Below are 21228 nucleotides of genomic sequence, written 5' to 3' on the forward strand. Positions count from 1 at the left end.
GCGGTATGGCAGCATGGCCCAGGCCTGACCTGTAGCATGCTGACATACCGCTGGACTTTTTTAAAACTACAACAACTTATCGAGCGTAATAGGCAGGTCGCGAACACGGCGTCCCGTTGCGTGGAAAACGGCGTTGGCGATGGCTGCGGGCATACCCACAATACCAATTTCGCCCAGGCCTTTCACGCCCAGCGGATTTACGATGTCGTCATGCTCCTCCACAAAAATGACGTCAAGGTCATGAATGTCGGCATTCACAGCCACGTGGTATTCGGATAGATTGTGGTTCATAAACCGTCCGAAGTTGTGATCCATAACGCTCTCCTCTTCGAGGGCTTTGCTGATTCCCCAAACCATACCACCCAGTATCTGGCTCCGGGCTGTTTTCGGATTCAGAATGCGCCCACCCGCAATCGCGCTCACGGCACGGGTCACTTTTACCGTACCCAGCTCTTCATCGACCATTACTTCGACAAATACGGCCGAGTGGGCACTCCGCGTGTACTTCCTCTGCTTCAGCATATTCGGCAGAGCGCCCGTCGTTTCCCGAACAGCTTTGCCCCCATTTTGATCAACGAGCGTTTGCAGAGAGAGCGCAACAGACGGGTCACGTTTCAGGCGCATGTGCTTATCAGAAAAAGTAACCTCCTCCCATTTAACTCCCTTGAACGGTGAGTCAGGCATCTTTTTAGCAAGTTTGAGCAACGTTTTTCCTACCGCCTGGCAAGCGGCCTGTACCGCCGAGCCTACCGTGGCTGCCGTCCACGAACCACCCGAAATAGGCGCGATTGGCATATCGGTATCGCCCAGTTTAAACAGCACGTCACTGACTGGCAGACCGAGCGTGTCGGCGGCAATCTGCGTCATAATAGTATACGTCCCCGTACCAATATCAGCCGTAGCGCTGCTCACGCGTAGCTTCCCATTTACCATCAGGACGGCTTCGGCACGAGCCGGCATCTGATTTGCTTCCCAGATACCGGTTGCCATGCCCCAGCCAATCAGATTATGGTCTTTTTTCATGGAACGAGGTACTGGATTACGACTCGACCAGCCAAATCGTTCGGCCCCCTGCCGGAAACACTCCCGAAGCTCCTTACTCGAATACGGCAGGTTTTGGTTGTGGTCCAGGTCAGTATAGTTTTTAAGCCGAAACTCCATCGGGTCCATACCTGCATTGTATGCCAGTTCATCCATAGCCTCTTCCAAGGCCGACATGCCCGTTACGCCACCCGGCGCCCGCATGTCGAGCGGACTATACACATCCAGCGGCACCAGCTTGTAGTCCATCTTGACATTTTCGGCGGGATAAAGCATGCCACCCCAATTGACGACCACTTCGGTATAATCCTCAAATTGCGACGTTTCTCCCACGGCATCATGATAAAGCGCGTTCATGGTTCCATCAGCCAGCGCTCCCAGCGCTACATTCTGGACTGTGGCGGGACGGTGACCGAAGGTGAACATCTGCTGGCGGGTAAGCGAAACCCGTACCGACCGCTTCAGTTCACGAGCCGCCATAACGGCCATAAACAACTGGTATTGAGGACGTAAACCCGAGCCAAACCCGCCACCCATATAGGGCGAAAGCACCCGAACATCCTTAAAGGGGATGTTAAATACCTGTGTTACGTACAGAATGCTGTTGGTTACGCCCTGCGTTTTGTCATAAATGGTCAGTTTACCACCCTTTTCGTAGGCAACCGTCGTAGCAAACAGCTCCATAGGATTATGGTGCTCAGCGGCATGGACATACCGACCGTTCACAGCTACCGGGGCCTCCGTATAGGCCTTTTCGAAGTCGCCACGGGGTTTTGGTGGTGGTGGTTTCAGCAACGAAGCGATACCTGATTTTGGTTTCCGAGCCTGGTGCAGGTTGGTTTCCAGACTGGTTTCGTGGGTATCTTCTTTGTATTCAGCCCGAATCAGCGTGGCTGCGTAGCGGGCCAACTCAAACGTTTCCGCAACGACCAATGCGATAGGTTGCCCGCTGTAATTAATAGTCGCGTTATGCAACGGCCGAAATGGTGAACCCGGTGGTGCATCCTGATCTTTATAACTAATGTCAAACCAGGCTAGCTTAGGGCGATTTTCGTGCGTAAATACAGCCAGCACGCCATCGAGTGCCAGCGCATCGCTCGTATCGATATGGGTAATTTTACCTTTGGCAATGGCACTGGATACAACGACGCCATAGGCCAGATCGGGCACACTGAATTCGGCGGCATACTTAGCCTTACCCGTTACTTTATCTACACCATCGACGCGGCTGATGGGTTTTCCAATGGATGGGGTCACTCCTGGTAGCGTGCTCATGCGGTCGGTTCGAGTTTAGCGGCCTGTCCCAACGCCCGGACAATCGCGCGTTTAGCCAGTTCGATTTTGAATGTATTATGACCAAATCCCTGCGCACCGGCCAGCAGCGACTCGGCGGCAGCCTGGAAGTTTTCTTTTGTTGCCGGTTTTCCTACCAGCAGGGTTTCGGCTTCCGGCTTGCGCCAGGGCTTATGGGCTACGCCACCGAGGGCGATGCGAGCCGTGGTGATCGTGTTACCGCGACCGTCGCTCTGATCCATCTCCAACCCAACTGCCACTGACACCAGCGCAAACGCATAAGAAGCGCGATCGCGGAGTTTCAGATAGGTGTGGAATTCAGGAAACCCACGGGCAGGCAAGTCAATTGAAGTTATCAGTTCGTCAGGTTGCAGTGTATTATCGATCTGGGGCGTATTGCCGGGAAGCCGGTGGAAGTCAGCGAAGGGGATGGTGCGTTCACCGTTGCTGCCTTTCACCCGAACCTCCGCTTCCAGAGCGGCTAAAGCCACACACATATCCGACGGATGCGTAGCGATGCAGGACGGTTCGGCCATTCCGCCGGTGTGGTCCCGGTCATGGGTACCCAAAATCGCATGAATCCGGTTGTAGCCATTAATGGCCGAGCAGCCCGAGCCGGGTTCCCGTTTGTTGCAGGGCGTAGCCGTATCGTAAAAGTAGTAACAGCGCGTCCGTTGCAGGAGGTTACCGCCATCGGTCGCCATGTTTCGTAGTTGGGGCGATGCTCCGGCCAGAATGGCCTGCGATAATAACGGATACCGCTGTATGACCTGTTCGTTGTAAGCCGTATCGGCATTGGTCATCAGGGCACCAAGCCGCAAGCCACCGGCTACGGTATCGGAGATTGTTGTCAGCGGAAGTTTCGTTATATCGATCAGGCGCGTGGGACGTTCCACATTTTCCTTCATCAGATCGATGAGATTGGTGCCCCCGGCAATGAATTTTGCGGTCTGTTCGGATGCCCGTTCGCGTACAGCGGTATCTATGGCATCGGTTCGGGTATAGGTAAAGCTGTTCATACCGTTTTCTGGTTCAAGACGTCCTCAATGGCGTCGACGATGTTGGTATAGGCTCCACACCGGCAAATATTGCCGCTCATCAGTTCACGGATATCGGCCGTTGTTCTGGCTTTCCCCTCATTCATAAGCCCAACCGCCGAGCAGATTTGCCCTGGCGTGCAATAGCCGCACTGAAAGGCGTCCCGTTCGATGAAGGCCTGCTGAAGCGGGTGAAGTTGCCCCGCCGAGCTGCCATCCTGCGGAGCCAGTCCTTCAATGGTGGTAATTTCAGTGTCTTCCTGCATAATGGCTAGTGTGAGACAGGAGTTGATGCGTTTTCCATTCACCAATATTGTGCAGGCGCCACATTGACCGTGGTCACAGCCTTTTTTGGTACCAGTCAGATCCATGTACTCCCGAAGGGCATCGAGCAGCGTTGTCCAGGGAGCAATCTGTAATTCCGTTACTTTTCCGTTGACCCTTAATTTCACGGAATGGATGGGGGGCAGAGACGGTGTTCGCTGGTCAGGCGGGTACAATTCTACAGCAGGGTTCATAATGCATCGAGTAAGTTATGTTTACTTAATTCAGAACCCTATGTAGCAGTGGTTGTTTAAAATTCATCTCACCGGGAAGTGACAACAAATTGATCCGTAGTATGGATTTACCGGGTGTATGGCTAACAACTCATCTGTATTTTGGTTAGAACAGCTACTTACTCGATGCAACAAATCAATCACTGACGCCTGGTGGTTGGACGTAAGACAACTCAACGGATATGAAATCGAAGAGCCTAAAAACTTTCTTTTCGGACCTATGGATTGTGATCCGGGATGCCTTTAATGGTTTCCTGGACGACCGGTGTTTAAAGCTAAGTGCCGCTCTTGCTTATTACACGGTTTTCGCACTGGCTCCCCTACTGGTGCTCATCATCTCGGTGGTCAGTATTTTTCTGGGGCAGGAAGCGATTCAGGGACAAATATTTTCCCAGATAAATGGGCTGGTGGGAAATGAAGCCGCCAAGCAAATTCAGGACATGATCAAAAACGTTGGTTTATCCGGTAAAACCAACACAGCGCTGGCCATCGGAATTATTACGCTGGTTGTTGGCGCAACCAGCATTTTCGTTGAAATTCAGGACTCGGTGAATATGATCTGGCGGGTAAAAGCTAAACCAAAGCGAGGCTGGCTGAAGATTCTGAAAGATCGATTGCTCTCTTCCTCTCTGGTTGTCAGCTTGGGTTTTCTACTGTTGGTGTCCCTGATTATCAACGGGCTTGTTCTGGCTATGAGTAATATTATTACCCGGTATATACCCAGCATTGGCTACCTTCTGATCACGGCACTCAATTTTCTGATAAGCACGTCGGTGGTAACCGCCCTCTTCGGTATTATTTTTAAAGTGCTCCCCGATGCTAAGATTGCCTGGAAAGACGTACGCTGGGGTGCCTTGTTTACGGCTTTGCTTTTTATGCTGGGGCGTTACCTGATTGGGTTGTACATCGAAACAACCAGCACCAGTTCGGCTTACGGAGCCGCTGGTTCACTGATCGTTATTCTGACGTGGATCTATTACACAGCCGCAATCTTGTATTTCGGGGCTGAATTCACACAGGCCTACGCCAATCACTTTGGTATCAAAATCGAACCGGCGGACTATGCCGTTTATGTCGAACAGACGGAACGCGAACGCGACGTGGCCGCTCTGCCGACTAAAAAATAAGGTAGACAGGCCGGACTGAAACCGCATTGATTACGCTCTCTTCGGGTCGAGCACAACGTGTTTGATGCGCTTTCGTTTCCAGGTGTAAGTGACGTGAATAAGGCCATCCGCTGTTTGAATAACCGCTGGATACGAGAATTCACCGGGTTCGTTTTCGAGAACCGCCAGCGTTTTCCAGGTTTTTCCATCATCGGAAATTGCTACGTCGAGGGGTGTGCGGGCTCCGCCATGTCCTTCCTTATTCCCGACCGGGTTGTAAACCAACACCTGACGACCGTCTTTCAGGGTCACCGCGTCCGTTCCCGAGTTCGGATTCAGCAGGGTTGTTTTCTGCAATGGCGACCAGCTCTTGCCCCCATCTTTTGACCATGTTTCGAGAATAAACCCAACTTTCTGACTACGGCAGAGGGCCTGTAACTGTCCATTCGGATGAAACAAAATACTTGGTTGAATTGCTCCGTCAGTGACGCCCTCATTGATGGGTGCTGTTTTCTGCCACGTTTTCCCCCAGTCGCTGGTTTGCTCGAAATGCACGCGCCAGTTGTGATCTTCCGAACTGCTGGGGCATAACAAAACTCCGGACGCCAGCAAAACAGGTTTATTTTTGATAGGTCCTACAATGCCTTCAGGAAGTCGCTCCGCTTCCGACCAGGTCCTGCCGCCATCTTTGGATCGTTTTAACAGTCCCCACCAGGTCGATGGGCTGGGCCCGACTTTATAGAACAGAATCAATTCACCTTTAGGTGCCTGAAACAGAACTGGATTCCAGCACGGCAACCGCTTTCCATCCGGTTGCGCACCGGTGGCTACTTCTACTGGTGTCGACCAGGCCGTGCCGGTCCGGCTACTCACCCAAATGCCTACATTGGGATGACGCTCATACTCGCCCCCAAACCAGGCAGCAACTAGTGCATTCGGCGTTTCGGCAATGGTCGACGCATGACATTCTGGCGTGGGCGGTTGTTCGTAGATCAACTCACTTCGGAGAATAGCCGGGTTAGCTGGCTGAGCGAACAGGTCCAGGCTGAACAAACAGAGAATAACAAGCGAAAGCGAGCGGGTTATTATTTTCACGTATGTAATTTGTTCTTAATCAATTGCCCAATAAATAGCAATGTTTTTGTACTGGGAATAATTATGTGCGCTTCTCTCATACCATACGCCTGGTCGAAGGGTTCTTTTACCCTGAGTGACGCCACGTTGTATTTGATGAACTCCCAAAGCAAGTCGATATCGTCTACTTCCAGGTAAAATGACTGTTCACCAATCTCGGCTCCAGCCCGTTGGACATGGACGGTGAGGTTATTTTTGTGGAGGATGCTATATGTTTCGTCATGCCTTGCCCGACGAAATGCCAGCACATCCTCAAAAAAGTGCGCGGTTTCCTTCAGATCAAAAGAAGGAATCATTGGACTAAGATGCAAGGCGTTGTCCATGTAAAAGTAGCTAGTTTGCTTTTTAATAATACTAGTCCTGATGGAACACACGGGTTAAGGAAACGGCGACTGGGGAGTTGTCGGGATTTGTTTCCATCAAATCGGCCATATAGGCCCACCAGCGCTGCATAACGGGCAATCCTGGTAACGCTTCGGTGGTATGGTTTGGCAGGCGCTTCTGTACAGCAAACAAGGTTCCTGTTGCATGATCGAGGTAAATCGAATAATCCCGGATACCTGCCTCCTTGAGAGCAGCCGTTAATTCCGGCCAGATCGCATCGTGCCTACGCTGGTATTCAGCCGCCACGCCCGGTTTCAATTTCATTGTAAACGCTATTTCTTCCATTGGCTTGTCGTTTAGGGTTTACAGTTTGAGGTTTACGGCGGTCCGTCGCACGGTTGGCTGACGCCTGTATAGCTTCGCGCTAGCCACCGTGCGACGGGCCGCCACAAACCGTGAACCGGACAAGGCGAGTAACCAGCGGGTTCACTCTCATGTGCGGTAGGGTCAATAAAAAGGCCTTTCAGGCAATCACCGACGTGGTGTACTTCTTTAGGTCAACGCAATCGCTTGGGAGCGGCTGAGCATTCCAATAAGAATGAATGGCCAGGGCGGCTCCTAATGCCGACGCCTGAGCCACCGAGGCAGCATACACGTCGATGTCGGGAAAGGCTTTAGCCAGCAGGTTCATGTAAATAGGGTTTTTTCCAAAGCCACCATCTACAAAAAGCCGTTTGACGTTTACCCGGTTGTTCGATGTGTCGGCAAGAACAAGGTTCGTTGAAATCAATTGCTGGGCAACAATATCCAGCATCAACTGATGATAAGCCTCCTCGTACGTTGCGAAATCCGCCAGGTCACGTTGCCCAAACAAAGATCCCTGCATGGAAAGCAGTTGTTTTCCTTTGGCATCTTCTTCTGTGGTTACCTGACTGACATGCTGACGCAGTTGTTCGACCAAGTCAGGGTCGTATGCTACCCGAACATAGGCATCGATCGGTACCTGAAAATGATCGGCCAGGCGTTTTACCTGATGCTCGTGCTCATAACCCGCAAACAAACGGGCCGATTTGACCGGCTGCCCTTTATAATGCATGTAGTTGAGACAGTCATACTGCAACTCCTCCGGAGTTAGCGGACTGCTGTTGAATGGGTTCATGCTCACGCACCAGGTCCCGGTTGAGATCAGCACAAACGGCTCCTGAAACGATGCCAGATAGGGAATTAATGCCGCCGAACTGTCGTGAAGACCAACGCCTACCTGAATGGAGTTACCGTTCACAGTCACCAGACGGGCCGAGTCAGACGGGACAATTGGCGCCAGACGGGTATCGAGTTTTTCTTTACCAACCCAGGAATGGTAGACCTGCCGGTCGAAATCCCAGAGCATGGTATGACACCCAATACTGGTCAGATCCGAAACTGGCCATTGGCTGATTAAATAGCTGGCATATTGCGGCAAATGCAGCGCGTAGCCCAGGCGATTGAACAAGTCGGGCTGCTCGTATTTAAATCGGTACAACTGAAGCCCGGAATTTAAACTGCTTAGCGAGGGTGAGGCCGTTTGTCGGGTAATCTCTGATTCAGGCCCGTACTTACGAAAAAACTGCTGGAGTAGTGTCGGGGGGTAAGCTTTCAGGTAATTATACAGCGGACACAGCGGTTTTCCGGCCGGATCAATCAAAACCAGACTAGCGCCATACGTTGAGAAATTAACCGCCTGAACGGAAAAATCAGGCAAGGCCAGCACCTCCGTCAGCGACAATGTTATCCAGTTGGTTAGCTGGTCAAGATCCTCACAGGCGTCTCCATCGTTGTCTGTAATCTCGACAAACTGTTCCGATTTTTCCCACACAATTCGATAATATTCATCAAAGAGGAACAGCTTTTTATTGGTCTTCCCAATATCGAAGACGGCAATAGCGGGAGTCTGTTTCATGTAGTAATGAGTGAAAGAATGAAAGAGCGAAAGAGTGGTAACGCGTGCGTATGCACCAAACCGGCAGACCGCTCTTTCGCTCTTGATTTACAGTCCCGTGGTTACAGTTTTGGCACCCCGCTCGCCAATAAGTTGCTGGCGGACATTTAACTGCCGATACAAACCCAGCGGATTTAAGGAAGCACCAGCCCGACGACGGGCTTCGGCAACCAGAGGCCGAACGTCGGTCCGGAAGGCGTCCTGCAAAATCTCCTGTGCCCGTACCGGATCGTTGGCCTCCCGGGCATCTTCCAGCGCTTCGCGGTCGACTATAAGCGCCTGTGCATAAGCAATTTGTATAGCTTCTACCGACTGAAGCAAGTCTTCGAGGGGATCTTTTACGTTGTGACTCGCATCGATCATCCAGCCAAGGTCAGTTGCATGGTTCATCCCGCGGGCGTCCAGCCCATCGACCAGTTCGGTGAAAATCAGGAATAACTGGTACGGTTTGATACTGCCTGCTGTCAGATCATCATCGCCATATTTGGAGTCGTTGAAATGGAAGCCCCCAAGCTTACCCTGGTGTAATAAAATCGCAACGATCTGTTCGATGTTGGCATTGGGCAAATGGTGGCCTAAGTCAACAAGGGTATAGGCTTTGGGGCCGAGTTTGTTGGCATACAGGAAGCTGCTGCCCCAATCGCCAACGGTCATTGAATAAAAATTAGGCTCGAAAGCCTTGTACTCCACAAACAGCTTCCAGTCATTGGGCAAAGCCGCGTAGATCTCTTCGAGACTCGACAGTGTCCGGTCAAATGCTTTGCGGAAGTTAAGCTGACCCGGAAAGCAGGATCCATCCGACAGCCAGACGGTCAGCGCATCGGAGCCCAACGCCACGCCATGCCGGATCACCTCAATATTATGCTCGATAGCCTGCCGACGCACAGCCGGATCGGTATGTTGTAAGGAGCCAAATTTGTAACTCTGCTGCGCATCGAGCTGATCCTGAAACGTATTGGAGTTCACAGCATCGAACCGCAATCCGTGCTGAGCCGCCAATTGCCTGATCGCGTTGGGATCGGTCGGGATATCCCAGGGGATGTGCAGGGAAATTGCGCCACTGGCGCGGTTCAGCGCATGGAGAAGGCCTACATCGGCGATTTTTTCTTCCAGACTACGGGGTTCTCCCCCACCCGGAAACCGCCCAAAACGGGTGCCGCCTGTTCCCAGCGCCCAACTCGGAATAGCAATCTGGAAATCAATTAGTTTCTGAATAACCGGCTCTGCCTTAGCCACCTCCTGTGTCCAGTAGGATAGTTTCCGTTGATGGCCTTCCAACTGCGTTTGGTTATACTCAGCAATAGATTCAGGGTCGAGTTTCATTAGGTTTAGGATTTATGTATCCGTTTTACAGGATTTGCGTCATATCTCTATTATCAGCCCACACATTTATGTGTGGGTTCACAAAACCAACTAGTCACCACTTGACAACCGTTTTAACGGTTTACCTGCAACCAATGAGCCATTCAAAATCTAAAATCTGGGTCCACGCCGTGATTTCAACGAAAGGCCGCCAACCCCTTATTCAACCTATTATTCGCCCAACCGTACATTCAGAATTACGCAATCAACTTATCGCCATGAACTGCTGTGTTGACTGCATCGGCGGTGTGGCCGATCATGTTCATCTTCTGTTTTTGCTCAATCCACAGAAGTCTATTGCCGATGTGGTTAAGCAAATTAAAGGGGGCAGTTCGCATGCATTTAATCAGACGAATTTAACCGCAGCGCATTTTGCCTGGCAAATCGGTTATGGTGCATTTTCAGTTAGTGAATCGCATGTAAAACGCGTCAGAGCCTACATTTTAAGTCAGAAGGAACACCACCGTAACGTGACATTTATGGATGAGTACCACCGATTTATGATTCACTATGGGTTACCAGATGATGCTATAGGGTAGCCCGGAAAACCGTTGAAACGGTTAAAAAATGTGGGCTATTCGATTGTCCAAACCCACAAATTTATTTGTGGGTTGATAAAACAAGTTTACGGTTTGTGGTTGCTGGCGCCAGCGCTCTTGACGCGCCAGCAACCACAATCCGTAAACCACAAACCTATTTTACCGAACAAAGGCCATGGCGACACCTCCATCGACATTCAGGACGTTACCGGTCGATTTAGCCAGCAATCCGTTTACGAACGCCAGGCACGCATTGGCGATGTCGTCGGGCAAAATGACTTCGTTCAACAGGGTGCGCTTGGCATAGTAGGCAGGCAATTCGTCTACGGTCACCCCGTAGGCTTTGGCACGGCCTTCGGCCCAAGCACCAGCCCAGATTTTGGAATCGGAGATAACAGCGTCGGGATTCACGACATTTACCCGGATGTGATCTTTGCCTAACTCGGCCGCATTCAGTCGGCTGAGGTGTAATTGAGCCGCTTTGGCTGACCCATATCCCGCGTTGTTGGGACCCGATACGAGAGCGTTTTTACTGACAATATTGATCACGTCCCCGCCCAGTTTTTGCTTGCGCATAACGGCTACAGCCTGTTGGGTAACCAGAAACTGACCTTTTACCAGCACGTCATACAGCAAATCCCAATCGCTTTCAGTATGCTCTTCAAGGGGCTTGGAAATACTCAGACCAGCGCAGTTAACGACAATGTCGACCCCGCCGAAGGCCAGGGCAGCGGCACTGTAGGCGTTCGCGATCGTTTCGGAGTTAGTTACATCTAACTGAACTGCCGTGTAGGCATCCTTTCCGTATTGATCCTTAAACTCCTCATTAGCAGAGGCCAGCCGATCGGCGTCGTTGTCGTTGATGATAACGACGGCTCCTTCGGCCAGAAACGTTTTCGCGATGGCTTTACCGATGCCTCCGGCACTACCCGTAATGAGCGCCACTTTCCCCGACAGCGGTTTTGGCTTTGGCATCCGCTGTAGTTTAGCTTCTTCCAGCAGCCAGTATTCAATATCAAAAGCCTCCTGCTCGGGCAAACCAACATAGTCCGAGACGGCTTCGGCCCCCTTCATGACATTGATGGCATTAGTATAAAATTCAGCCGCCACGCGGGCCGTTTGCTTGTCTTTAGCAAAGGTGAACATGCCCACGGCTGGCCACAGAATTACCACCGGATTCGGGTCGCGGATGGCGGGGCTATTATCGTGCTTGTTGCGCTCGTAGTAGGCGGCATAATCGTCGCGGTAGTCGGCAAAGGCTTTTTCCAGATAAGCGTCACTATCAGCCGACGATAATTGGATTGGGTCCAGAACCAGCGGACGAATTTTCGTGCGCAGAAAGTGGTCAGGACAACTGGTTCCCAGGCGGGCCAGACGGGACAAATCCGTTGAATTCACAAACTCCAGTACGCGCTCGTCGTCGGTGAAGTGGCCCACCATCCGCCGATGCCCCGACGCCAGTCCACGTAGGACAGGCATTAACGAGGCTGCCTGTTTTTTACGCGTATCCGCATCGGTATTCTCGCGGGCAGGCCCACCAAATACAGCGCGTTTCTTGCCATAATTAGCGGCCAGGTATTCGGACGCCTGTTCAATCACCTCCAGTGTATTGATATACGATTCATAGGATGTATCTCCCCAGGTAAACAACCCGTGTCCGCCCAGAATCACTCCACGCAGATTTGGGTTATTCCGAACGGTTTCTTCCAGTTTCAGGCCCAGGTCGAAACCGGGCCGCTGCCAGGGTAGCCAGGCCAGCTGGTCCCCCCAGATCTGGTGCATAATGGCTTCACCATCCCGGCTGGCCGCAATCGCAATGAGTGCATCGGGGTGCAGGTGGTCAATATGTTTGAAGGGCAATAACCCGTGTAACGGCGTATCGATCGAAGGAGCCGCGCACTTCGGATCGAAGAGACAATGATCGAAGAGACCAACCATTTCGTCTTCGAAAGCCAGCCCACGGTAGCGGTTTTTCAACGCATGCAAGCGCTCGACGTAGAGATTGGCACATCCTTTTTTAGTCAGTGTACCAATGTCCCCACCGGATCCTTTAACCCACATTACTTCTACTGGCTCACCCGTCAAAGGATTAGTTTCCATTAGTTTAACCGACGTATTCCCTCCGGCGTAATTCGTTAAGCGCAGGTCGGCTCCGAGCAGATTGGAACGGTATATAAACAGGGCGACTTCGTCACCAGCCAGTTCTGCCGCCTTTTTGTCATCCCAGAGGTAGCTCACATAGTTGAACGCTTGCGTCGTATTCATAAATATTTAGTAAGTAGTATCTTCAGAAATCGTGTTTTAGACAAAGTAAGCTTTTTCCCTTTTCTCCTGCTTCATGTACTCTCCTGTTAGTCTTATTAAAAAATAAGGTTCTTTTTAAGAGCTCGATTTACTTGACAAAACAGGTGAGCACAGGAAAGCTTTTGACGATGCACAGCATAAATTTGAAAAAACGTAGATAAAGTGGCTGTATTCCTAGGTGTCTTTTTTCATGCGCTGGGTGGTTTTGCCTCCGGCAGTTTTTACATACCGTATCAGAAAGTTCGTGGGTGGGCCTGGGAAAGCTACTGGTTCGTCGGTGGTTTATTTTCCTGGTTAGCCGCTCCCCTCTTGCTAGGCTCGCTAACGGTAACGAACTTATTTGGCGTACTGGGACAGATACCCCGCGAAACAATCCTATGGACTTATTTCTGGGGGGTTCTGTGGGGTTTTGGTGGCTTAACCTTTGGCTTGGCCATGCGTTATTTAGGCTTATCGCTCGGGATGGCCGTAACGCTGGGGCTTTGCGCTGTTTTCGGAACGCTGGTGCCACCCATCTGGCAAGGCCAGTTTGGGCAGTTGATCGGCACAACGTCCGGTCAGGTTATCATCCTTGGGCTGGGCGTATGTGTATTGGGTATCTCGATTTGCGGCATTGCCGGTATGATGAAAGAACGCTCTCTATCGGATGAACAAAAAAAAGCCGTCATCGCCGAATTCGATATTCGGAAAGGATTGCTGGTCGCTGTTTTCTCGGGTATTATGAGTGCCTGCTTTTCGTTTGGGCTTACAGCCGGCCAACCGATTGCCGATCTGGCGGTCAAAAACGGGACGGATCCTTTGTATATGAACAATGCCGCCTTGGTGATCATTCTGCTGGGCGGCCTAACAACAAATGCTATCTGGACGATCTACCTGAACATCCGCAACCGTACGTATACCGACTACGGTAACATATCCACGCCTATTGTCAAGAATATTATTTTCTGCGCCATGGCGGGCTTTACCTGGTATTTCCAGTTCTTCTTTTACGGCATGGGCGATAGCAAAATGGGCGAATACCGATTCTCGGGCTGGACGCTCCACATGGCGTTTATCATTGCCTTCAGTAGTTTCTGGGGGCTCTACCTGCACGAATGGCGCGGTGCCAACAAACCTACCATGCGCACCATTACGCTTGGTATCACGCTGGTTGTGCTATCGACGGTTGTTGTTGGCATTGGCAATTACCTCGCCGAATAATGTAGAAAACTACTCTTTATACATAAGCCGAGCCATTCTTATTAAAACAGCACGGCTCCTGTGTAAGAGAAAAATCAGAAGATCTCTTGCGCCACTTTCATGATGTTATCGGACTTACCCATGGTGTAAAAGTGCATCACGGGTGCGCCATAGGCGATCAGTTCGCGACATTGCTGAATGCACCATTCGATACCAACCTGCCGGGCCTGCTGATCGTTCTCGCAGGCTTCCACCGCACGGACCAGATCGGCCGGCAATTCGAGGTGGAACAGCTTGGGTAAAACCTGAAGTTGCCGGCGGGTGCTGAGCGGTTTCAGACCCGGAATGATGGGCACATTAATCCCTTCCTTCCGGCAACGGTCGACAAAGTCGATGAACTTTTTATTGTCGAAAAACATCTGCGTCACGATGTAATCCGCCCCTTTGTCTATCTTCTGTTTTAGGTACTGGAAATCGGTGTCATGGTCAGCAGCCTCAAAATGTTTCTCTGGGTAAGCGGCCACACCAATGCAGAAGCTACTGGGGGCCAGGGCTGTATCTTCTTCGTGCAGGTAAATTCCTTTGTTCATATTGGCCACTTGCTCGACCAGCTCGCTGGCATACATGTAGCCATTTTCCTTAGCCTTAAAGGTCGTAAACGGCTTGGCTGGATCACCCCGTAGAACGAGGGCGTTGTCGATGCCCAGGTAGTGGAGGTCAATCAGAAAATCCTCCGTTTCTTCACGGGAAAAACCACCGCAGAGCACATGCGGCACCGGATCAACGCCAAAGCGGTGCATAATGGCTGAACAAATCCCTACGGTACCGGGCCGTTTACGCGTTACAATTTTTTGAATGGTTCCATCGGGCAAGGGCCGCTCGATGTACTCCTCCCGATGGTAGGTAACGTCAATAAAAGGTGGCTTAAACTCCATCAGCGGCTCGATATTGTCGAGCAGACTTTTCAGATTATCGCCTTTAATGGGCGGAATAACTTCAATGGAAAAAATTGGTTTGCCGTTAGCAGCCTTGATATGATCGGTAATTTTTGTCATTAGTCAGAAAACACCAGCCAATTGATAAGCCAGCGAACAGAGGGGTAAAGTTAACGGGAAAACACCGCTAACCGCATGTAAATTCCATTAGCGGAACCCGTACTCCAGGGTTGTATATCCATCCGGCGACCCAGCGAACTCTGGTTTTTGACCTGGTGGAGCTTGGGAATCCCCCAGCCCACCAGCGAGCCAACAGCAGCTCCGGCAATCAAATCGGTTGGGTAATGCACCCCGGCTTCATACCGAAGCAAACAGGTAGCCGTTGCCAAACCGAGCGATCCGATCCAGACAACGGGCTTGAGCCGGGAATTCGGGAAATAGTGCCGAAACACTTCGCCCGTAAAAACAGCCGTAGCGAAGGCATGAGTGGCGTGTCCCGAAAAAAACGACTGCCGGGCATCCCGCGTTAATTTTTCCTCCAGGGGCACAGTCGGATTATAAACAAATGGACGCGGACGCTGCGTGACAGCCTTTACCACTCGCTCGAAGCCATTGGCAAACGCTATCGTTTCCACAAACATGATGCCCACCGTTTTAATGTCCTGCCGCATTGGTTTGGTACCCAGCGCGAGTAAGCCAAAAACGGCCGCATTGCCCGCCAGCGTAACATCACTTAGCCTGGCAGCCGACGTCGACCACTGGTAAGTCGCTTTCCGGTCGAACGAATTAATATCGGCCCGATTCAGGACAGAAACCTCAGCAGGAGTCAGTGGATCGATCGTCGAATTGAGCGCAAACAAGCCCCCCTGTATGGCGGCACCTGCGCCTAGCAAGGCAATTTCCCGGCCTGTCTTTAATTCGTAAGGCGATGGTGTTTGTGCAAATGAAGCATGGACAAAGAAAAATGAACTGAGAATAAGAACAAGGGTACTTTCTGTAACCAACTTTGGCGAATACTTCATGCGTTAACGATCATACATTGTTTAAACCACCTTCACGACGTTCGGTTCAGTTGATAAATAGACCAGCCGCCCTTCTACCTCATGAAAGCCCATCTCCCGGTATAAATTGGTAAAGTACTTCAACGAATCCATTGGGTTTGCCACCGATGAAGGCACGTCATTCAATTCGGATGCGACCGGCACCGACTCATACTGAACTAGTACGATATGCCCATCCGGATAATGCACAACGCGATGCGGGGCGCCATGCACGCGTTTATTGCTCAATATACTGCGGTCCGTATCGATCCGAAGCGATGCATCGAACAAGGATGACAGGGCGGGATGCGTGACGAGAGTCATCAGGCTTTGTTTTAACTCCGCCGTTTCAGCCTGGCGAACAAGGCCCTCGCTTACCAGTTGGCGCAACACGGTGTCAATGCTTTCCGGACCTCTTACCAGGCTCAGGGCCGCACAGAGTTTTCGGTCCCGCTCGCGGGTGCGTTCAAATGTCGCTACGTCAAACATACGGTCGGCCTGTCGGCGCAACTGCAAGTCCTGCCCCCGGTGCCCGCTCACAATTTCTTCCAGCACAATTTCATCGAGCGGTCCTTCCTCTTTCTGGTGCGAAAACGAATCAGTACACAGGCTGATCTGGTAACTGAGTTGCCCTTCCTGCCAGGCACAGCCGCAGTTTCGGGCCACCTCACTGTCGCGCAGGAACGCATGCAGCCAGTGGCTAATGGTATTCTGTTGCCCTTTGGTAAAATCCTTTGCTTCACTGATCACATAAAGCCGGTCTGTTGGTCGGGTAAAGGCCACATAGAGCAGGTTCATGTTTTCCAGAAACGTACGGGTGAACTCATCTTCGTACTGATCGGCAATTACCTTCGGCGTGCCGCGCAGTTTGCTGGTCGTATGGGCCGGAGCCGACAACAAGCGGGTTAGCTGACCCGCCCCGTTTTCATGCGTGAGGGCATCGGTCCGAATTGCTGACAGGTCGAGCCAGATTGTGCTATCGTTGATTGGCTCCACTTTCCAGTTGGCAAACGGTATGATAACTACCGGAAATTCAAGTCCTTTCGATCGGTGAACGGTCTGAATGCTCACCGCATTGCGGGCATTTCCTTCCACCGAAATCTTCTGTCTGACGCCTTCCCAGTACAATAGGAAATCACTCAGGTGGCCGCTTCGTTTGTGGTTAAATGCCAGTACCTCATCCAGAAAACGGAATAGAAATGGGTTATGCTCCGCCTGGTTAAACAGCCCAAACTGGGCAGTCAATCGCTCAGCCAGTTCGTATGGATTGAGCTGCCCCATCACGTAAGGGTCCAGCGGGTATCCTGCTTCAGCGAGGTACGCGTAGGTGGCGTCGATATCGCGTTCGGCAACGGCGCTCAATTTCCCAGTCAACACATCGTCAGGAAAAATACCCTGCACTACCCGGTGAAACAGATATAGCAATTCGTAACGAAGGAGCTTCTGGTCGGGTCGTTGAAGGAGTTGCATCAGCGTCACCAGCCACTTGACGGGATCTGAAAACTCCAGCGATAGAGAGTCCGCCGACACCAGCGGAATCCGTCTGGCATTCAGCTCGTTGGCGAGGGCTTTTGCGTGCGATTTTTTGCGACATAAAATGGCAATGTCGCCATAGGAATAGCCGTCAGCCAGCGCTTTATCCAGATGCGCCATCGTTTTTTCGAGCATCTGTGCGGTTATATCTTTCTCGGCCTCGACATCTTTGGCGACAAAGTCGATCTGAACATGACCGGCCGTGTGTGCGTTTGGCTGGGCTTTCTGGTGAAATTGTTTTCCCGGATCGAACACCTCCGCTAATTTCGGATGCTGGCTTTCGAACTTACGGGCGGTGAACTCGAAGAAGTCATTGTTGAACCGGACAATTGGCTCCGCACTTCGCCAGTTGGTATCGAGCAGGGCTTCCTGCAAATGCCCGTCCAGCATGTCAATACGATCTGCCGTCCAGGAACCGGGGTTATGCGCCTGTTTCAGCGTGTCCAAATCTTTCCGGTGCAGGGCAACAATCTGGTCCATATCGCCCCCGCGGAATCGGTAAATCGCCTGTTTTCCATCGCCAACGGCCAGGTTGAAATGATCGGCCCCGAGGGCGTTTTCGATCAGCGGCAGCAGGTTGGCAAATTGAAGCCGCGACGTGTCCTGAAACTCGTCGATCAGGATATGGTTGTATTTAGTGCCCAGCCGTTCATACAGAAATGGGACGGGCTCGGACGCGACAATGCTAAGAATTTTCTTATTGAATTCGGAGATGTGTACCCGGCCATCTTTCCGAAGTAGCTCATCAAATTCAACCCGCATCTGTTTCAGCAACGCCAGCTTCTGCAAATGCGGCAACAGGCAATCAAATAATGTGACCTGCAGGCCCCGTTCATCGCGAACGCGAAGAATGTGGGTAATACAGTCAGCTAACTCACTGGCCATACCGTCGATTAGGCCCTGAACGGGTAAGGGTGTTTTTTTGGTGTACCAGTCGCCATTGTTCAGCGCATTATGGACTCGGGTTCCCGCATCCCGCTGTGCGTTGCCTTCTGCAATGGCTTTAAAAAAACCGCCGACGCCACTGGCTCCGTAACTAAAATCTTTCTCGTCTAAACCAGCCTCGGTTATGCATTTCCAGGCTCGCTGGCCATGGGTAATAATCTCGGCCTCAACCTGTTGATTATGGGTAAGCAACTGAGTCCGAATGACGCGCAGCGCACCGGGCGACAGTTCCTGAGCCGCGTTGACAGCCTCATAGAATTGATCGGATGTAAGGTTGCGGCCAAATTCTTTGAGCAGTTCGGGGAGTTGGTTCCAGCTTTTACCTTCAGCAGCCGTATTGGTGTAGTACTCGCTCAAAATGGCTGTAATCTCCTCCATCTCGTCGGTACCCGCTTTTTCAATCAGGTTGTCGATGGCCATTTCGAGCACTTCATCGGTTTCCAGCTCTACTTCAAAAGAGTAAGGCAGGCCCAGCTCGTCGGTGAAGGCCATGACAATCCGTTGCGTGAAGGAGTCAATGGTGGTTACACTAAAATCAGCGTAGCGGTGCAGAATGGTTCGGAAAACGCCGGACGCTTTTTTGCGTAAGGCCCCTTTGGCTACATCGAACGAATCGGTACCTGGTTGCGCCCCATACAGTTCGGCCACCAGTTCAGTCAACAGAGGGGATTCTTTTGTCCCGGCGATGCCGGACAGATTTTCCAGAATCCGATTTTTCATTTCGTTGGCGGCCGCATTGGTAAACGTTACTGCCAGAATCCGCCGGAAATAGCTATCCTCCACATCTGGCCGCAGAGCCAGTTTAAGATACTCTTTTGTGAGCGTGTATGTCTTCCCCGACCCAGCCGAAGAGCTATAAATTTTAAACATGGATGTTTTTGAGGTGCGGTCAGCTCTTCTCCCTTCTACTACTCGCTCCTAACTCCTTTAAAAATTATACCGAAGTCCAATACCCGTGTTCAGGCTCAGGAAAAACGGGGACTGTAGGAGTTCGACGTAGGCCCCCGTTTCCAGAAAGATGGAATACGGTTTATTGACCGGAAAAAACTCCAGGCCACCAATACCGGAACCACCCAGTGAGAGTGTTTTCTGGTATTCGCCATTGAGCCGGAGCGGATAAGTCCGGCGGTTGTTTATTTGCCCCCCAAATCCGTAATACGCCCGAATACTTTCGCTCTTGGTCACGGCCGTATGCCAGAGATAATGCCCCTGAACGGTCAGCCCAACGCTTCGATAATCGCCGGGGCCATAACTGCGTTTGGTGCCATAGAGCCCACCATAAGTACCAATGTTGAGGTCGAAGGCGCGGTTGTTGCCAAAATATTTACGAACGTTGATACCCGATGGTTCCCCAAGCCGAACCCCCACCGACCAGTTGTTATACTGCGCCTGTGCAACAGTGGATGTCATTACCCAACCCAACAGGGCCAGTGACGAAATCAATACGAATCTTTTCATAATTACGATAGGAAATAACCTTTGACTTTCCCTGCCGGTCGAAGTAACAGACGGAACGGACTCGCCTTAGCTAAGGTCAGGCATTCGAAACAAGTTCCGGTCTGGTGGCTTCATCGCCGGTTCCGATGGGTAAATCTGTCGGCAATGGGGCATCTGGCATCTGCCGGAGCACCGCAATCAGGCTTTCATTTTCGGTCGTTGTACCCACTGAAATTCGCAGGCAACCATCGCATAATTTTACTTTCGAACGGTCCCGAACAATTACCTGCTGGTCGATCAGGTAGGCAAACGTAGCGTTGGCATCGGCAAATTGTACCAGCAGAAAGTTAGCGTCTGACGGGTGAATAACCTGCACCGTTGGCAGTGAGCGCAGTTTCTCGGCTAACTGCTGCCGTTCGGCCATGATCTGTGCCACCATTTGGTTCTTTTCCTCTTCATGCAGCAGCGCGTCCAGCGCGAGGGCCTGCGTTGGGGCCGAGATGTTGTACGGTGGCTTTATTTTGTTCAGGACGCCAATCAATTCTTCCGATGCAAAGCACATACCAAGCCGGAGAGCCGCCAGCCCCCAGGCTTTCGAAAAGGTTTGCAGCACCACCAGATTCGGGTAGTTATCCAGTTCGCCCGTCCAGGACGGCGTCGGAGCAAAATCAATATACGCTTCATCGACAATAACCAGCGATTGACTGGCTGCATTCAGGATGGTGCGGATGGCATCAGCCTGGAGTAAATTGCCCGATGGATTGTTGGGTGAGCAAAGCCAGATGAGCTTGGTCCGGTCCGTTATAGCGGCCAACACAGCCTCGGTATCTACCTGAAAATCGGGCGTTAAGGGCACTTTGATGATATTAACATCATTCACCGCGGCCGACACTTCGTACATGCCATAGGTTGGCGGCATGATCAGAATGGAGTCCTGACCGCCGGGCGTACAGGTGGCCCGAACCAGCAGGTCAATGGGTTCGTCGGACCCGTTTCCCAGGAAAATCTGCTCCGGGCGAACGCCTTTTATGGGTGCCAGCCGATGCTTGATGGCTCCCTGGTGCGGGTCGGGATAGCGATTGTAATCACCCTGGGTTGTTGTGGAGCCCAGTGGATTTTCATTGGCATCCAGAAATATACCTTCTTTACCCGTGTACTCATCGCGAGCTGATGAGTAGGGCGTCAGGCTCAGAATGTGCGGGCGGAGGAGATTGGTAAGACTAAACATCGGAAACAACGGTACGTTCAATTGACTAAGTTGATGGTTTATAGTGAATGACGAAATTGCTTTCTTTACTCAGCAACCAGTCCGCATAAACCTTTACCCACAAATATACCGCCTTCCGGTAGACCTAACCAGTTTCCCGGCTAAACAACATCAGTTTACCGGCATAATCAGGTTTTACAGACGCCTTCTGGGCGTTGAATAAGCGACCAAGTCGGGCAATTAATAAGAATAACGCGAGTAATGGGTATCAATTAGT

The 21228-nt window shown here is 51.5% G+C and carries 17 protein-coding genes; 3 read left to right on the forward strand and 14 right to left on the reverse strand.

Going from position 1 to position 21228, the window contains the following annotated elements; genetic code table 11:
- Nucleotides 1–66: 66 nt before the first annotated feature.
- From SD10_RS13350 to SD10_RS13360, 3 genes are read right to left on the reverse strand one after another with little or no spacing between them, the layout of a single operon-like run.
- Nucleotides 67–2316 (reverse strand): xanthine dehydrogenase family protein molybdopterin-binding subunit, encoded by a 2250-nt coding sequence (locus SD10_RS13350; protein ID WP_046574238.1) that lies wholly within the window; start codon nucleotides 2314–2316, stop codon nucleotides 67–69.
- The gene (locus tag SD10_RS13355; protein ID WP_046574239.1) at nucleotides 2313–3353 is read right to left on the reverse strand and encodes an FAD binding domain-containing protein; all 1041 of its coding nucleotides are present in this window, start codon (nucleotides 3351–3353) and stop codon (nucleotides 2313–2315) included. Before SD10_RS13355 ends, SD10_RS13350 begins: the two co-directional genes overlap by 4 nt.
- Nucleotides 3350–3889 (reverse strand): (2Fe-2S)-binding protein, encoded by a 540-nt coding sequence (locus SD10_RS13360; RefSeq protein ID WP_046574240.1) that lies wholly within the window; start codon nucleotides 3887–3889, stop codon nucleotides 3350–3352. Before SD10_RS13360 ends, SD10_RS13355 begins: the two co-directional genes overlap by 4 nt.
- A 221-nt stretch (nucleotides 3890–4110) precedes the next feature.
- Here SD10_RS13360 and SD10_RS13365 point away from each other — a divergent pair, with 221 nt between their 5' ends.
- A complete protein-coding gene (locus SD10_RS13365) occupies nucleotides 4111–5055 on the forward strand; it encodes a YihY/virulence factor BrkB family protein (RefSeq protein ID WP_046574241.1) in 945 nt (314 codons plus the stop codon).
- Between the two features lie 30 nt (nucleotides 5056–5085).
- On the opposite strand, the gene SD10_RS13370 is transcribed toward SD10_RS13365, so the two are convergent.
- From SD10_RS13370 to SD10_RS13390, 5 genes are all read right to left on the reverse strand, one after another.
- On the reverse strand, nucleotides 5086–6120 hold the full coding sequence (locus SD10_RS13370) for a sialidase family protein (RefSeq protein ID WP_394330472.1): 1035 nt from the start codon (nucleotides 6118–6120) through the stop codon (nucleotides 5086–5088).
- A 5-nt stretch (nucleotides 6121–6125) separates the two neighbouring features.
- The gene (locus SD10_RS28760; RefSeq protein WP_148562442.1) at nucleotides 6126–6464 is read right to left on the reverse strand and encodes a VOC family protein; all 339 of its coding nucleotides are present in this window, start codon (nucleotides 6462–6464) and stop codon (nucleotides 6126–6128) included.
- A gap of 58 nt (nucleotides 6465–6522) precedes the next feature.
- On the reverse strand, nucleotides 6523–6837 hold the full coding sequence (rhaM, locus tag SD10_RS13380; RefSeq protein WP_046574243.1) for an L-rhamnose mutarotase: 315 nt from the start codon (nucleotides 6835–6837) through the stop codon (nucleotides 6523–6525).
- Nucleotides 6838–7015: 178 nt separating this feature from the next.
- Nucleotides 7016–8431 (reverse strand): FGGY-family carbohydrate kinase, encoded by a 1416-nt coding sequence (locus SD10_RS13385; RefSeq protein ID WP_046574244.1) that lies wholly within the window; start codon nucleotides 8429–8431, stop codon nucleotides 7016–7018.
- 87 nt (nucleotides 8432–8518) lie between these two features.
- Complete coding sequence (locus SD10_RS13390) at nucleotides 8519–9793, reverse strand: TIM barrel protein (RefSeq protein ID WP_046574245.1); 1275 nt, start codon at nucleotides 9791–9793, stop codon at nucleotides 8519–8521.
- Between the two features lie 134 nt (nucleotides 9794–9927).
- On the opposite strand from SD10_RS13390, the gene tnpA reads away from it, so the two are divergent.
- A complete protein-coding gene (gene tnpA, locus SD10_RS13395; protein WP_046579490.1) occupies nucleotides 9928–10371 on the forward strand; it encodes an IS200/IS605 family transposase in 444 nt (147 codons plus the stop codon).
- A 159-nt stretch (nucleotides 10372–10530) separates the two neighbouring features.
- Here tnpA and SD10_RS13400 read toward each other — a convergent pair whose 3' ends face one another.
- A complete protein-coding gene (locus SD10_RS13400; RefSeq protein WP_046574246.1) occupies nucleotides 10531–12636 on the reverse strand; it encodes a bifunctional rhamnulose-1-phosphate aldolase/short-chain dehydrogenase in 2106 nt (701 codons plus the stop codon).
- A 201-nt stretch (nucleotides 12637–12837) separates the two neighbouring features.
- On the opposite strand from SD10_RS13400, the gene rhaT reads away from it, so the two are divergent.
- On the forward strand, nucleotides 12838–13875 hold the full coding sequence (rhaT, locus tag SD10_RS13405) for an L-rhamnose/proton symporter RhaT (protein WP_046574247.1): 1038 nt from the start codon (nucleotides 12838–12840) through the stop codon (nucleotides 13873–13875).
- Nucleotides 13876–13949: 74 nt separating this feature from the next.
- Here rhaT and metF read toward each other — a convergent pair whose 3' ends face one another.
- The 5 genes from metF to hisC form a co-directional block, all read right to left on the reverse strand.
- A complete protein-coding gene (gene metF / locus SD10_RS13410; protein ID WP_046574248.1) occupies nucleotides 13950–14909 on the reverse strand; it encodes a methylenetetrahydrofolate reductase [NAD(P)H] in 960 nt (319 codons plus the stop codon).
- Nucleotides 14910–14959: 50 nt separating this feature from the next.
- Nucleotides 14960–15811: a phosphatase PAP2 family protein gene (locus SD10_RS13415; RefSeq protein WP_046574249.1), complete on the reverse strand. Its 852-nt coding sequence runs from the start codon at nucleotides 15809–15811 to the stop codon at nucleotides 14960–14962.
- Between the two features lie 21 nt (nucleotides 15812–15832).
- On the reverse strand, nucleotides 15833–19177 hold the full coding sequence (locus SD10_RS13420) for a UvrD-helicase domain-containing protein (protein ID WP_046574250.1): 3345 nt from the start codon (nucleotides 19175–19177) through the stop codon (nucleotides 15833–15835).
- A 57-nt stretch (nucleotides 19178–19234) separates the two neighbouring features.
- On the reverse strand, nucleotides 19235–19765 hold the full coding sequence (locus SD10_RS13425) for a hypothetical protein (RefSeq protein WP_046574251.1): 531 nt from the start codon (nucleotides 19763–19765) through the stop codon (nucleotides 19235–19237).
- Nucleotides 19766–19841: 76 nt separating this feature from the next.
- Entirely contained in the window at nucleotides 19842–20972 is a 1131-nt protein-coding gene (gene hisC, locus SD10_RS13430; protein WP_046574252.1) for a histidinol-phosphate transaminase, read from the reverse strand.
- Nucleotides 20973–21228 lie beyond the last annotated feature (256 nt).

Origin of the sequence: Spirosoma radiotolerans, from assembly GCF_000974425.1 — a bacterium.
Lineage (GTDB): Bacteria > Bacteroidota > Bacteroidia > Cytophagales > Spirosomataceae > Spirosoma > Spirosoma radiotolerans.